The sequence below is a fragment of the Flavobacterium sp. P1_E4 genome (assembly GCF_056405915.1).
Genome location: NZ_JBFUBE010000003.1, coordinates 163,009 through 176,860, shown reverse-complemented (window position 1 = coordinate 176,860; position 13,852 = coordinate 163,009). Strand labels below are relative to the sequence as shown.

Genomic DNA, 13,852 nt, shown 5'->3' with positions numbered 1-13,852 from the left:
ATGTCTAAAAAAACAATTTACATCATAATAGGAGCTGCACTAGTTATTATTGGGGCATTAGTAGGACTTTCAAAAGCTGGAGTTATCGGGAATAAAGATAAGGGCAAAGAAGTGGAAATTGCCAATGTTGAAACAGGGACAATAGTTGAGACTGTTTCGGCAACAGGTAAAATTCAACCAGAAATTGAGGTAAAAATTGCTTCTATGGTTTCTGGTGAGATTATAGATTTGCCTATCAAAGAAGGACAAGTAGTAAAAAAAGGAGAATTATTGGTAAAGATAAATCCTGATTTATATACTTCTGGATTGAATAGAAGTGTTGCTAATTTGTCAGGTTCCAAAGCAGGTTTAAGTCAATCTGATGCATCTTTTAATGAGGCTAAGGCCAATTATGAAAGAAATAAGACTTTGTTTGAGAAAGGGATTATTTCCAAATCAGATTGGGACAAGGCAGTTTCTTCTTTCGAGGTAGCGAAAGCCAATAAACAATCTGCTTATTATAATGTACAAAGTGCATCGGCATCTGTAAATGAAGCTAAAGATAACTTAGGAAGAACGGTGATTTATGCTCCGGCTGACGGAACTATATCGGTCTTAAACGTAGAACTTGGTGAAAGAGTTTTAGGGACGCAACAAATGGCGGGTACCGAACTTTTAAGAGTGGCCAACTTAAACAATATGGAAGTTGAAGTTGATGTCAACGAAAATGATATTGTAAAAATAAAGGTGGGAGATTTGGCCAATGTTGAAGTTGATGCCTATTTGAAAAAACAATTCAAAGGAGTTGTAACCAGTATTTCCAATTCTGCGAGTACAGCATTAACAGCTGATCAGGTGACTAATTTTAAAGTGAAGGTTAGAATTTTAAAAGAGTCTTATCAAGATTTAATGGTTGGCAAACCGGCTTCTTATTCTCCATTCCGACCAGGGATGACTGCTACGGTTGATATCATTACCACAACCAAAACCAATGTGGTTCATGTTCCTATCAGTTCGGTTGTTGTGAAGTCTGATACAACTGCAGTAAAAGTGGGTAAAATGGATGGTCCAGAAGGAGATGACAAAAAAGCAGCTCCGAAAAGCGATAAAAAACTAGAATGTGTTTTTGTGAAAGTTGGTGATAAAGCCAAAATCAGAATTATAAAAACAGGAATTCAAGACGACACGAACATTGAAGTGATGTCTGGTCTTAAGAAAGGGGATGTAGTTATCACGGGCCCTTACACTACGGTTTCCAAAGATCTAAACTCTGGTGATAAAGTATTTGTGGCAACAGAAGAGGGCAAGAAGAAATAGTTGTTGACTTCATATAAAAAAAGCACGCCTTGAAATTTTCAAGGCGTGCTTTTTTTATGGTATATGTGACAAATAACAACCTATGATTATATGTTTAAATAGTTGAATTATATATTTATATAATTGAGTTATATTTTTTCATAGTTGATTTATGTTTTTATATAGTTGAATTGTATTTTATCAGAGTTGAGTTATATTTTTTCATAGTTGATTTATGCTTTTGTATAGTTTAATTATACTTTTTCATAATTGAGTTGTATTTTTTCATAGTTGATTTATGCTTTTATATAGTTTAATTATACTTTTTCATAATTGAGTTGTATTTTTTCATAGTTGATTTATGCTTTTATATAGTTTAATTATACTTTTTCATAATTGAGCTATACTTTTTCATAGTTGATTTATATTTTTTACAATACTTCTGTATTATTATAGGAGCAACTGTCATTATTATGCTTGTGGCAATTTATATACTGTTATTATTTTATTCATACACCGTGCGTTTAGTATCGTTTTCTTTTTAAATGATTGTAATAATGGGCATTCACTCCCTTTAGCCCCGATTACTTCACTATGTTTTTATTTCATTGGAGTTCAGTGAACTTCGTTTGAAGTGAAAATCCTCTCTCGTTTTTTCAACTAGAGAGATTGTAGCGGAAAGCGGGACGATGTGTCCAAAAAAGCCAAATCTCCCTGCTTCAAAATTTATTAATTGAACTCCCGTTTTAAATAAAGGATTTATCAAAATTCGGTGTAAATTTGCAACCGTATCAATTATTCACAGATTAAAATCTAAAATTAAAGTGTCGTACATCCTCAACATTGAAACCGCTACCAAAAATTGTTCTGTTGCTTTGGCAAAAGAAGGAAAAACAATATTGCACAAAGAAATTGCAGAAGAAGGTTATTCCCATGCAGAGCGTTTACATGTTTTTATTGAAGAAATCATCAGTGAAGCTGGAATTGCTATGAAAGATTTGGTGGCTGTTGCGGTAAGTCAGGGGCCTGGATCTTATACTGGCTTGCGTATTGGGGTTTCGGCAGCAAAAGGTTTGTGCTATGCTTTGAATATACCATTAATCGCTATAGATACTTTGCGGGCTTTGGCTTCAAGAGTTTCTGTAACAGGCGGTTTGATTGTGCCAATGATTGATGCTCGCAGAATGGAAGTCTATAGTGCTGTTTTTTCTGCTTCTTTAGAAAAAAAACGAGAAGTCCTAGCCGAAATTATCACGGAAAACTCTTTTGAGGATATAAAGGAAAAGATATATTTTGTAGGCGATTGCAATGAGAAATGCAAAAGTGTTTTGACAAAAGATAATTTTGTGTTTTTGGATGATATTAAATATCCTTCCGCAAATGAAATGAGTGTTTTAAGTTTTGATAAATACAAAAAAAGCGACACTGTTGATGTCGCCTATTTTGAACCTTATTATTTGAAAGACTTTTTGATTGCCACTCCGAAAAAATAGTTAGTCTTTTTTGGTATTGTTATTTCTGGAGAACTCGGTAACAAACGGTTGAAAATTGATTCCTTCAGCGTCCAAGGCCAGTTTGCAGTTTTCCAAGGTATCTGATACAACCGAACCAAAATCTTCATTTTTTGCCCAAGGTCTGACCGCAAGTTGTACAGAATTGTCTGTTATGTTCTTTACGGAAACTTCTGCCGCTGGTGAAGTAAGTACTTTTGGGTTGTTTTTAAGGACTGTCATTATAATATCTTTCGCCACTTTTAGATTGGTTTCATATGATATAGAAAATGTTAAATCGGCTCTTCGAGATCCTTGCATCGAATAGTTGATAATTGTTCCGTTTGATAGAGTTCCGTTGGGAATAAAAATAGTTTGATTGTTTGAAGTAATTAATTTGGTTACAAAAATTTGAATTTCCAAAACGGTTGCCAATACTCCTTGAGCTTCAATTGTATCTCCAACTTTAAAGGGTTTGAAGAGAATAATAAGCATTCCTCCAGCAAAATTTGATAACGAACCTTGCAAAGATAAACCAACAGCAAGTCCCATTGCCCCTAGTATGGCTACAAATGAAGAGGTTCCGATTCCTAGTTTGTCGATGAAAGTAACAAATAATAATACTCTTAAAACCCAAAGTAAAATATCGGCAAGAAACTTGCTAAGAGTAGGGTCTAAGTTCCGTTTGACCATTATTTTTCGAATAAGCCTGTTGATTATTCGAATTGCATATAGGCCAATAAATAGAATAATTAAAGCAGAAATAACTTGTGGTGAATATTCTAATATTTTTGTAACGAAAATGTTTACGTATTGCTCAATGTAATTTGGATCTAAAGTCATATTTTAATTCATAAAAAACCTTCTTGAGAAGAAGGTTGTAAGTTGAATTGCAAAAATACGGATTTAATATTTTTTATAAAAAGCTATTGGGAATCTTCTTCTGTTTTATTTGGACTTTCAATTTTTTTTGAGTCTGAAGTATTTGCTTTTTCTTTTAGGTTGTTTATGGCTTCAGTGCCTTTTGCTTTGGCTTCTTCCATTATTGATTCTGCTTTTTCAATCAATGGTTTTGCTGCTTCTTTAGCTTTAGCGACTGCATCTTCTACAAGTGCTTCCGCTTTTTCAACATGAGGAGTTGCAGTCTCTTTTGCTTTGGATATTGTCTCTTCAACAAAAGTTTCGGCTTTTTCTATTATTGGAGCTGCGGTTTCTTTTACTTTAGATACAGTTTCTTCAACAATTGTTTCAGCTTTTTCTATATATGGTGTCGCTGTTTCTTTTGCTTTTGCAACTGTTTCTTCTATAATTTCTTCCGCTTTTTCAATAAATGGTTCCGCCTTTGTTTTGGTTTCTTCAATAATGGTTTCTGCATGTTCTGCAATTTCGCTTGCTGTTTCCTTGGCTGTGCCAAATAAGTTTTTGAAAAATGATGATAGTCCCATGGTTTTTATTTTTAGTTAAGGAATCAAAAGTAACTATTTTTTTATAATTTCTAAATGAAATAAAATGTAAAATATTGAAAATCAATTAATTTTATGTCTGCTATTTGGGTTTAATTAAAAATGAGTGCAACTTAAATTTGTTCTTTTGCATAAAAAAAGCGTTTCCATTTTGGAAACGCTTTTAGATAAAACCTTTATAGTTTTTAAAATTAAACAGCTTCTACCTTAATTCCTTCATCATTTAGCATACTTTTCAGCATGTTTTCGATACCACTTTTTAAGGTAAAAGTAGAAGATGGGCATCCATTACAAGCCCCTTGCATAATTACTTTTACAGTTTTGGAGGATTCATCATACGAATCAAAAAGAATATTACCACCGTCTGCAGCTACAGCAGGTTTTACATATTCTTCCAAAATATTGATGATTTTTTGAGAAGTTTCGTCAAGTGAATCAAATGATTCGTCTTTGGTTTTCTCATCTTTAATAATTGATTGAATTAAAGTTTCGTCAAGAACAGTTCCGCCGTTTTCAATAAATTGTTTGATGAACGTTCTTAATTCCATCGTGATGTCTTGCCATTCATTGATGTCATATTTGGTAACCGAAATGTAATTTTCATCAATAAAAATTTCTTTTACATATGGGAATTTGAATAATTCGGTTGCCAGTGGAGACGGTGCACTTTGGTCAATGTTTTTGAATTCAACAGCGTTTTTTGTTATCATTTTATTGACAACAAATTTTAGCGCTGATGGGTTTGGAGTAGATTCTCCATAAACAGTAATAGGCTGTTTTTTGGTTTTGTTTTCATCAACATTGATTATAACCCCTCCTTTGTTTACATAGGATTCAATTTGCTCCGCTACTGCTTCTTTTACATCGTCCCATTCTACAATGCTGAACCTTTCGACAGCTATAAAATTACCGGAGATATAAACTGTTTTTACAAATGGTAAATAAAAAAGTTGTTGTGCGAGTGGAGATGATTTGGCTTCATCTATATTTTTGAATTCAAAACTTTCATTTTGAGTGATAAAATCTTGAAATTCAAATTTTATTATCGTTGGATTTTGAGTTTCCTTTATAGTAACTTTTGTCATGATTTTTGTGATTTTTTACAAATTTAGTAAAGTTATTTTCTACGTTTAACTATATTTGGTTTTTTAATGAATAAATTAACAAAAGTTTTTTTTTCGTGATTAATTTTATAAAATAGCCCCCCAAATGTATAATAAAATCAAGTTTGCAGTAGTTCTTTTTCTTATTACTTTTAATAGCTTTTCACAGGAGGGAATACCTGTATATTCTGATTATTTGTCGGATAATTATTATTTGATCTTCCCATCTATGGCGGGAGCTTCCAATTGTCATAAAGTAAGGCTTACAGCCAGAAAACAATGGTTCGATCAAACGGATGCACCTGCACTTCAAACCTTAAGTTACAATGGTAGAGTAGGAGAAAAATCTGGAGTAGGAGCTATTGTTTTTAATGATGTCAATGGGTATCATTCTCAATTTGGTTTTAAAGCTACTTACGCCCATCATATTATGTTTTCTAGAGATGAAGTTGATTTGAATCAATTATCTTTCGGTGTGAATGTAGGTGTCAACCAAAGTCAATTGGATGAGACGGATTTCAGGAATTCTGGCGATTACGACCCAGTTCTTGGGGATGTAGTTCAACATGCATCCTATTTTAATTTGGATATTGGAGCCTCATATAATTTACTTGATTTTAGTTTTAATGCTGTGGTTAAGAATGTTTTGGAAACGAGACAGACTATTTATACAGAATATGAAAGTGATAACTTGCGAAAATTTATTGTTAGCGGTGGTTATGTTTTTGGTAATGCCGACAAAATTTTATTCGAACCTTCGCTTTTGTATCAATTTGTTGACAAAACGAAAGAGAGCTCATTGGACATGAATATGAAAGTATATAAAAACTTGGATATGGGGCAATTATGGGGAGGTTTGTCTTATCGAAGAAGTTTTGACGGAGCAGAATACAGTAATGGAAGTGGGACTAATAGCCAGAAATTACAATATATTACACCAATTTTAGGATTTAATTATAAAAACTTTATGTTTGCCTATACTTATACACATTTATTGGGAGATGTTCAATATGAAAGTGGAGGATTTCATCAGCTTACTTTAGGAATTAACTTTTTGTGTAAACCTGAAAAATACGATTGTAATTGTCCAGCAATTAATTAGTTAAAAAGAAAATGATAATAAAGGCTGTTAACGGAAAATCACCGGCTATTCCAGAAGATTGTTATGTAGCCGAGAATGCTACCATTGTTGGTGATGTTACTTTTGGTTCACAATGTAGTGTTTGGTTTAATGCTGTTATTCGTGGAGATGTTCATTTTATTACAATTGGTAATAAAGTAAATATTCAAGATGGAGCGATTATACATTGTACTTATCAAAAACATCCAACCATTATTGGAAACAATGTTTCAATAGGTCATAATGCGATTGTGCATGGGTGTACAATTCATGACAATGTATTGGTAGGAATGGGGGCAATTGTTATGGATAATTGCGTCATTGGGAGCAATTCAATTATTGGAGCAGGATCTGTGATTACTCAAAATACAATAGTAGAACCTGGCACCATTTGGGCTGGTGTTCCTGCCAAAAAAGTAAAAGATATTGACCAGTCAAATTTTGCTGGAGAAATAGAGCGTATTTCCAATAATTACGTGATGTATTCGAGTTGGTTTAAAGAGGAATAAACCATTCAAAAATCGACGATTTAAAATCAAATGTTTATTTTTTCGAAGAAGGATGTTTTATAACTTTCGCTGATAGGAATTCTTTTTTCGGAGATTAAAACTTTATTTTTCTGAATGGATTTAACGTGTTTGATATTGATGATATAGGAACGATGAATTCTTGCAAAACCTTTGGAAGACAAAAGATTTTCTAGTTTTATTAAACTGATTAGGGTTAGCGTATATTTATTGTCGGTGGTGTATATTTTGACATAATCTTTCAATCCTTCGATAAATAAAATATCAGCAAAATTAATTTTTACATTTTCATATTCAGCTCGAACAAACATGAAATCATTTTCTATTTCTGGCGTATTTGCGGCTACAGTCTCTATTGGTAGGCTTTTTGGAGCAAAGATTTGTTGTGCCCGTAAAACAGATTTAAGAAAACGGTTAAAAGGAATGGGTTTTACCAAATAATCGACTGCGCCAAGATTAAATCCTTCGACTGCATAATTGGAATAAGCAGTTGTGAAGATGATTAAAGGTTTTTTCTCGATAGCATTGATGAAATCAATTCCAGAAAAATGAGGCATTTCGATGTCCAAAAAAATCAAATCAATCTGGGATTGGTTTATTTTGGATATAGCATCGATTGCGTTAGTAAATGTGGTAACTAGTTCAAGTGAATCGACTCTACCAACAAATTCAACCAATAAATCTACTGCTAATGGTTCGTCGTCTATAATGACACATTTCATATTTTCCTAAGTTATGATGTTGGTATAAAAGCTTAATTTGCTTGTAGTTGAATTTGATCCAATTGTAAAATCAAATGTACTGTATATTTCGTATCAGTAGCCGATAGATTTAGCTCATGTGCGTTTGGATAAAGCAAATTAAGTCTATTTTTAATATTTGACAATCCTATTCCTGAGTTTTCAGGATCTTTTTTGTTGTTTTCTATTTTATTTTCTACCCAAAAAGTCAATATATTTTCTTCAATTGTTATGATAATTTTTACATAAGCAGTTCCTTTATAATCGGTTCCATATTTGAACGCATTTTCAATAAATGAAATCAATAGCATAGGTTCAATAAACTTATTTTTAGTATCACCGTGAATATTTATACTAATGTTTTCAATGTTATTGAGTCTTAATTTTTGTAATTCAATATAATTTTTAATGTAATCGATTTCCTTTTCAAGTAAAACCGTTTTATTATCCGTTTCATAAAGCATATATCGCATCATTTCGGATAAAGTGACTATGGCATCGGGTACCAAATCAGATTTTTTATGAGCCAAAGAGTAGATACTATTCAGTGAATTGAATAAGAAGTGTGGATTTGTTTGTTTTCTTAAATAGTTTAGCTCGGTAGAAGTTCGTTGACTTTCGGCAATTAATTTGTTTTGTTGGTCATCGTAAAACTCAGATAATGTTTTGATTATGGTACTAATGGCGACGATTAAAATATAAAAGAAAGAAGGGACAATCTTAAAGAAAAAAGGTTGGTTTCTTCTATGCATTTGATGGTCTATATTTTTATCTGCAAGCGGTATTTTGAGATTATTTATTCCATTCGGTGGTCTCATTTCTCGAATTTCAGGCATAAAAAACTGAAATCTGAAGAACATAAAAATCACGATAAGAACAAGTAGAATTGCAATATAATATCCATATCTTTTTTGCAGAAGCAAATGGGGAACAAGGTATATATAATTGAGATAAAATAGTATTATTCCGGAAATCCATTGAATGTAGAAATCGGTATTGATGTGAAATGGACTTTGATAAAATTGAATAAGTGAGGTACTAATAAAAAAACACCAAATAATACTGTGGATAAGTATTTTGTTTGAGTCGTTATTTTTTATTGATACAATATCCATCTACAGTCTTATTTTTAATAAAATTAATTCATTTTTTGTAATTGTTGGCGATTTATTGGTGCTCAATTTTTTTATTACCAATTGCCCAACTGCAATAGCTTCTTTTTCTGTTTGAAAACTTTTGTATTCACTGATAACAGGGATAACTGTTTGTTTTATGATTATTCTGTCGTTGTTTGTAATAGTATATCCCCAACCTTGATTCACTTTTATAGTTTCTAGACTTAATCCTTTTTCCTTTTGACAAAAAATAAAAATTAAGAGTCCGATTAAAAATGAAATTATGAATAAATTGAATATATAAGACGAATTCTTCCGGAGTTGTTTCCGGAAGAATTTGCTTTTGCTGTTAGTTGTCATCGTCATTTTGTTCCTCGTTTGGTTTAAATTCCCATACATCATCAAAATACGAAGTTCCTGCTTTTCCTAGCATAACGAAACCTTTTTGTCCGCTGATTGTTACTCCTATCGCATCCGATCTTCCTGAACCCTCGAGGGCCGTTTTTTCTTTCCAAATGTCCGTTGTGGAATTGTATTCCCAAATGGTATTTCCGCTTTCACCACAAGTAACATATCCTAAACCATTTATTGAAAAACTTGATGCATTGGCTCTTTTAATAGAGTAGGTATCGTGATCACTCTCATCATCATCTAAATCTCTTTTTCTTGTCCAAACATCGGTGCTTGGGTCAAATGCCCAAAAATCAACTTGATTAACACCACTGTTTATACCTGTTCCTAAATAGGCTATGTCGTCAATAACGAAAACAGTTGCATTTCTTCTTTTGTTACCACTAAATCCATTGACTTGAGTCCAAGAATTATCGGTTGGGTTGTATTGGTAGAAATCTTTTAAATAATTACCATCATATCCTGTTCCCAGAAAGGCTTTTCCTCCTACTTGAAAACCTACGGCTCCATATCGGGCAGTTCCTGCAAAATCTGCCTTTTGTGCCCAAGTATTAGTATCTGGATTGTATTCAAAAAAGTCTTTTAATTTATTGGTTCCATCATAGCCAAGACCTACATACCCTTTTCCACCTAATTCAAATCCTGATCCTGAACTTCTGGCAGCACCTATAAAATCGGCTTTTTGTTCCCAATAATCTCCATCAGAATTGTAAGCCCAAAGATCTTTTAGATATTCGTCTCCAGTATAACCAGTGGTTACATAAGCATAAGTGCCAATAACGAAACTTGTCGCACTAGATCTTGCTGGCCCATCAAATGCTGATTTTTTTATCCAGTTTCCTAGTTTGTCTTCATCATCGTCATTGCTGCAGCTGATGCAAATTAAGGTAATAAGTAGAGTACTAAGAAATATTCCTTTTTTTAAATGTTTCATAATGTGCATGGTGTTTATTAAAGTTTGTATTTTATGCTTACGGAAAATACGCCTCCGTTTTTTAAAGATTGATTCATTTCATTCGTTCTGTTTTCATCAGAAAAATTAAATTCTTTGTTTGATGAATATCCTCCTTTGAGGCTGACGTACCAGGAAGTGTCCATATTCCTTTCAAATTGCAGTGTGGTTTCCATTTGAGAGAATCCAATTTTTGTTATAGTATTTAAATCATCTGTTACAATTGGTGAATTTAGATTGTAACTGCTTCCACTAAAGTCATTGTTTAGGCTGAATTTATTTCGAATTGAATTGGAGTAGGATAGTTCTGAATTTGGGAATCCTAATTTTAAATACGCTTCATTGTTGAATTGATGGTTAAATGAAAATGTTGGTAGTATTTCTGGTTTTCCAAAAACAGTCATTCTTTTTATTCCCAGATCAATGCTGTTTTTTTTGTTTAACGTTTGATTAAATTCAATGCCTCCTAAAATACTTATATTCGAAATTTCAAAATTACTTTCATAATTAGCTGTTGGTTCTATTGCAATATTCAGCTTTGTTTTTTCTGTCATTTGATGAGAAAATTCAAAAATGTTTTCAAAACTATTAAAGTGAGTGTTACTGTAATTCGTGACATAATTTTTTAATAAATAGGTTTCAATTTCATCAGTAACAGTCGTGTTTTTATATTTAAAAGTATTTGTCAAATTGTTTTTAGTTCCAATATCTTTAAAAAATAATACTCCAATCCCAGTTTGGTTTATGGAACCATTTTCTATAGGTTCTGTTTTTATGTTCAAATCAATTGTGAGCCCTTTTTGTGCATAAACACTGAATATTGGAATCAAAATCAAAAGCTTCGTAAAGGTGTTTATTCTCATTATTTAATTATTGGGCCAAAAGTAGTTGTGTTGCCAATGAATAAAAAAGAATATATATGCATGGGTTTATTCTATAGACAAACGGGCTATTATTAAGGGTGAATCTGGATTTGAAACTCTATAGTGAGTCATAGACAGTTTATCACTTTTTATAGATCGAATAACCCGAACAGTATATGTTGTTAGGACTGCAGCCACGAGCACTTATATATTTGCTCAAAAAATTAAGTATGTACAAGTTTTTGATTTTGATGTTTTTTGGTTTATTGATATTCTCCTGTGATTCTGATGTTGATGCTGGAGAATTTGTTGTAGGAGCAGATTATTTAGCCTTAAAAAATAAAGTGGTCTCAATAGATACAGTCACAATTGATGTTTCTACCATAAAGCTAGACTCTTTGGTTACTTCAAGTGAAAGTAGAATCTTGGTAGGAAATTATGATGACCCACTTTTTGGAAAAGTGAAATCGGACAGTTATTTCCAAGTTACGCCATCTTCATTTAATCTTTACAGTGAAAATTCAGATACTGATGCAACAGGATATGTGTTTGATTCTATTGCAATGATTTTAAGATATGACGATTACTATTATGCCGATACTACCAAAGTTCAGACTTTGAACATTAACAGGGTAATCAAAAAGTTCAAACCCAATGTTAATGATGATAGCTTTTATAATAATTCTACTTTGGATTATAATGGTACGAGTTTAGGTACGATAACTTATAGGCCAAAGCCAATAGGTAGAGATAGTATTAATGTTAAATTAGATAATGAATTTGGTTTGGAACTTTTTAATAAGTTCAAGAATAATGAAATCACTACAGCTAGCGAGTTTACAGAATACTTAAAAGGGTTTGTGTTAACATCAGCTTCCAATACTTCAGGGAGTATAGTTGGATTTAATTTGTCAAGTGTACTTCGATTATATTATTCTAAAGGGAAAGGTGATGCTGAAGATTATTATAAAAAGGATTTTACCATTTCCGATGCCACTAAGCAGTTTAACTCAATTTCATCAGATAGGACAGGAACTTTAATTAATGACTTGCCATTGTCTAAAATGAGTTTGTCCAGTTTGTATACCGGTAATGCAGGATTCATTCAATCTGGTACGGGAATAGTTTGTCGAGTGGATTTTCCAAATATAGAACAACTAAAATACCTCGCAGACAAAGGAGCCATAGTCGATGCAAAGTTAATAATGAAGCCCGTCAAGAATTCATATTCGAAAATGTTTCCATTGCCTGAGACATTAAGTGTTTATGTTGTTGACAAATTGAATCGAATAAAATCAACGCTTACAAATTCCAGTGGTACCAGTTTAGTTGCAACTTTAAATAATGCAAATGACGAATTTGATGAAAATGTGGAATATCAATTGTCTCTAGGTTCTTTTTTACAGAAAGAAATGTTGAAAGAATCGGATTCAAAGAGAGGCTTAATGTTTACGTTGCCAACTTTATCCAAAGTTGTAGATAGAGTTGTATTGGGTGACCAGACCAATAAAGAAAGTGAAATGAAATTACAAATATATTATATAACGTATTAAATGAAAAAGAGTCACCCTTTTTTGGTTTTAGTGTTTTTTGCTTCTTTTATAACCTACTCTCAAAGTATTGCTACTTCGCCATATTCACTTTATGGATTAGGAAGTTTGTATGAAGCAAATTTTGGATTAATACCATCACTTGGTACCGCAGGTATAGCATTGCCTTCGGATGATTTTATTAATAATAAAAATGCTGCCTCTCTTGTGAATATTCCAGAGAATAATTTCTTTTTTGAAGTTGGAGGTAAAGGGATTCAATCTTCTTTTGAAGATAATTTAAAAAAAGAAAACCGAAACAATTTTCAGTTTTCCCATTTTGCTTTTGCCTTTCCGATAAATAATAAATCGGCAGTTAGTGTAGCTATGATGCCTTATTCCAGTTCTTCTTTTAAAATTTCAGAATTAAAAATACCGATACTAGATAGTAGTAATGAGTATTATTATTTGGACGTAATGGGTACAGGTGGATTGAATAATTTAGATTTATCTTATGCTTATAAATTAAGTAATAAATTATCTTTGGGTTTTTCTGCCTCTGTTCTTTTTGGGAATACTACTGATGAAAGAACCTACGAAATCAATAACTCAGTTACTAGTATAGACAAAAAAGTAAATTATAGTGGTATTCGGCCAATTTTGGGGTCGCAATTCAAAATGAACCCATCATTGACTTTTGGGTTAAATGTAAAATCTCCAACACGAGTAAATGCTACCAAAATTCAATCTGTTACTGTTGTAAATGGTACAGATACATCTTCTTTGGAGACTGATGAAAAATCCGATACTGATGATTTTTATTTGCCTTTAGAAATAGGCTTAGGTTTCAATAAAGCCTTTAAAAACAAACTAAACATAGTTTTTGATTATGAGAAAAGATTTTGGGATGCTACCAATCAATCTGATATGTATGGTAATTTTTCCAATCAAGAAAAGTTTGCATTGGGATTGTCTTATCAAAAAGCAAAAACATCCAGAAGTTATTTTGATAGAATAAAATATGCGGCTGGTGTTAATTACGATACGGGTTATTTAGAAGTTGATAATAAAAAAATTGAGGATAAGAATTTTTCTATTGGAGCTTCATTACCCTTGGATCATTTATCTTCAGCTTTGTTTATTTCCTATACTTATGGGCAAAAGGGGCAAATAACGAATTCATTAGTCCAAGAGAATTATCATAAATTGACATTAAACCTTAATTTAGACGGGATCTGGTTCATTAAGAAAAAACTAGATTAAT

The 13,852-nt window shown here is 32.2% G+C and carries 14 protein-coding genes; 6 read left to right on the top strand and 8 right to left on the bottom strand.

Going from position 1 to position 13,852, the window contains the following annotated elements; genetic code table 11:
• Together AC1DY0_RS04435 and tsaB are read left to right on the top strand one after the other, a co-directional pair.
• Complete coding sequence (locus AC1DY0_RS04435) at window positions 1-1,296, top strand: efflux RND transporter periplasmic adaptor subunit (protein WP_477187458.1); 1,296 nt, start codon at window positions 1-3, stop codon at window positions 1,294-1,296.
• 803 nt (window positions 1,297-2,099) lie between these two features.
• Window positions 2,100-2,768 carry a tRNA (adenosine(37)-N6)-threonylcarbamoyltransferase complex dimerization subunit type 1 TsaB gene (gene tsaB / locus AC1DY0_RS04430; protein ID WP_477187457.1) on the top strand — a complete coding sequence of 223 codons (669 nt, stop codon included), beginning with the start codon at window positions 2,100-2,102 and terminating at the stop codon, window positions 2,766-2,768.
• Here tsaB and AC1DY0_RS04425 read toward each other — a convergent pair whose 3' ends face one another.
• From AC1DY0_RS04425 to AC1DY0_RS04415, 3 genes are all read right to left on the bottom strand, one after another.
• Window positions 2,769-3,608, bottom strand: a complete 840-nt coding sequence (locus tag AC1DY0_RS04425; RefSeq protein WP_477187456.1) for a mechanosensitive ion channel family protein — start codon at window positions 3,606-3,608, stop codon at window positions 2,769-2,771.
• 83 nt (window positions 3,609-3,691) lie between these two features.
• A complete protein-coding gene (locus AC1DY0_RS04420) occupies window positions 3,692-4,210 on the bottom strand; it encodes a YtxH domain-containing protein (RefSeq protein ID WP_477187455.1) in 519 nt (172 codons plus the stop codon).
• Window positions 4,211-4,419: 209 nt separating this feature from the next.
• Entirely contained in the window at window positions 4,420-5,313 is an 894-nt protein-coding gene (locus tag AC1DY0_RS04415; protein ID WP_477187454.1) for a NifU family protein, read from the bottom strand.
• 124 nt (window positions 5,314-5,437) lie between these two features.
• Between AC1DY0_RS04415 and AC1DY0_RS04410 the strand changes: the two genes are divergently transcribed.
• Entirely contained in the window at window positions 5,438-6,433 is a 996-nt protein-coding gene (locus AC1DY0_RS04410; RefSeq protein WP_477187453.1) for a PorP/SprF family type IX secretion system membrane protein, read from the top strand.
• A gap of 11 nt (window positions 6,434-6,444) precedes the next feature.
• Entirely contained in the window at window positions 6,445-6,960 is a 516-nt protein-coding gene (locus AC1DY0_RS04405) for a gamma carbonic anhydrase family protein (protein WP_477187452.1), read from the top strand.
• Between the two features lie 26 nt (window positions 6,961-6,986).
• Here AC1DY0_RS04405 and AC1DY0_RS04400 read toward each other — a convergent pair whose 3' ends face one another.
• The 5 genes from AC1DY0_RS04400 to AC1DY0_RS04380 all read right to left on the bottom strand — a co-directional run bounded on the left by AC1DY0_RS04400 (window position 6,987) and on the right by AC1DY0_RS04380 (window position 11,059).
• The gene (locus AC1DY0_RS04400) at window positions 6,987-7,700 is read right to left on the bottom strand and encodes a LytR/AlgR family response regulator transcription factor (protein WP_477187451.1); all 714 of its coding nucleotides are present in this window, start codon (window positions 7,698-7,700) and stop codon (window positions 6,987-6,989) included.
• 32 nt (window positions 7,701-7,732) lie between these two features.
• Complete coding sequence (locus tag AC1DY0_RS04395; protein WP_477187450.1) at window positions 7,733-8,554, bottom strand: sensor histidine kinase; 822 nt, start codon at window positions 8,552-8,554, stop codon at window positions 7,733-7,735.
• Window positions 8,555-8,833: 279 nt separating this feature from the next.
• A complete protein-coding gene (locus AC1DY0_RS04390) occupies window positions 8,834-9,040 on the bottom strand; it encodes a DUF4907 domain-containing protein (RefSeq protein WP_477187449.1) in 207 nt (68 codons plus the stop codon).
• A 142-nt stretch (window positions 9,041-9,182) separates the two neighbouring features.
• Window positions 9,183-10,178 (bottom strand): Kelch repeat-containing protein, encoded by a 996-nt coding sequence (locus AC1DY0_RS04385; RefSeq protein WP_477187448.1) that lies wholly within the window; start codon window positions 10,176-10,178, stop codon window positions 9,183-9,185.
• A 17-nt stretch (window positions 10,179-10,195) separates the two neighbouring features.
• Window positions 10,196-11,059, bottom strand: coding sequence for a DUF6268 family outer membrane beta-barrel protein (locus AC1DY0_RS04380; protein WP_477187447.1), 864 nt, complete (start codon window positions 11,057-11,059; stop codon window positions 10,196-10,198).
• A gap of 230 nt (window positions 11,060-11,289) precedes the next feature.
• On the opposite strand from AC1DY0_RS04380, the gene AC1DY0_RS04375 reads away from it, so the two are divergent.
• Both AC1DY0_RS04375 and bamG read left to right on the top strand, forming a co-directional pair.
• Window positions 11,290-12,612: a DUF4270 family protein gene (locus AC1DY0_RS04375; RefSeq protein WP_477187446.1), complete on the top strand. Its 1,323-nt coding sequence runs from the start codon at window positions 11,290-11,292 to the stop codon at window positions 12,610-12,612.
• Entirely contained in the window at window positions 12,613-13,851 is a 1,239-nt protein-coding gene (bamG, locus tag AC1DY0_RS04370) for a BamG family beta-barrel-assembly machinery protein (protein ID WP_477187445.1), read from the top strand.
• Window position 13,852 lies beyond the last annotated feature (1 nt).

What these genes read in the sequence shown, in the direction of transcription:
- AC1DY0_RS04435 (WP_477187458.1), top strand. Translation starts at nt 1, where the DNA reads ATGTCTAAAAAAACAATTTACATCATAATAGGAGCTGCACTAGTTATT.
- AC1DY0_RS04425 (WP_477187456.1), bottom strand. Translation starts at nt 3,608, where the DNA reads ATGACTTTAGATCCAAATTACATTGAGCAATACGTAAACATTTTCGTT.
- AC1DY0_RS04420 (WP_477187455.1), bottom strand. Translation starts at nt 4,210, where the DNA reads ATGGGACTATCATCATTTTTCAAAAACTTATTTGGCACAGCCAAGGAA.
- AC1DY0_RS04415 (WP_477187454.1), bottom strand. Translation starts at nt 5,313, where the DNA reads ATGACAAAAGTTACTATAAAGGAAACTCAAAATCCAACGATAATAAAA.
- AC1DY0_RS04410 (WP_477187453.1), top strand. Translation starts at nt 5,438, where the DNA reads ATGTATAATAAAATCAAGTTTGCAGTAGTTCTTTTTCTTATTACTTTT.
- AC1DY0_RS04405 (WP_477187452.1), top strand. Translation starts at nt 6,445, where the DNA reads ATGATAATAAAGGCTGTTAACGGAAAATCACCGGCTATTCCAGAAGAT.
- AC1DY0_RS04400 (WP_477187451.1), bottom strand. Translation starts at nt 7,700, where the DNA reads ATGAAATGTGTCATTATAGACGACGAACCATTAGCAGTAGATTTATTG.
- AC1DY0_RS04395 (WP_477187450.1), bottom strand. Translation starts at nt 8,554, where the DNA reads ATGCCTGAAATTCGAGAAATGAGACCACCGAATGGAATAAATAATCTC.
- AC1DY0_RS04385 (WP_477187448.1), bottom strand. Translation starts at nt 10,178, where the DNA reads ATGAAACATTTAAAAAAAGGAATATTTCTTAGTACTCTACTTATTACC.
- AC1DY0_RS04380 (WP_477187447.1), bottom strand. Translation starts at nt 11,059, where the DNA reads ATGAGAATAAACACCTTTACGAAGCTTTTGATTTTGATTCCAATATTC.
- AC1DY0_RS04375 (WP_477187446.1), top strand. Translation starts at nt 11,290, where the DNA reads ATGTACAAGTTTTTGATTTTGATGTTTTTTGGTTTATTGATATTCTCC.
- bamG (WP_477187445.1), top strand. Translation starts at nt 12,613, where the DNA reads ATGAAAAAGAGTCACCCTTTTTTGGTTTTAGTGTTTTTTGCTTCTTTT.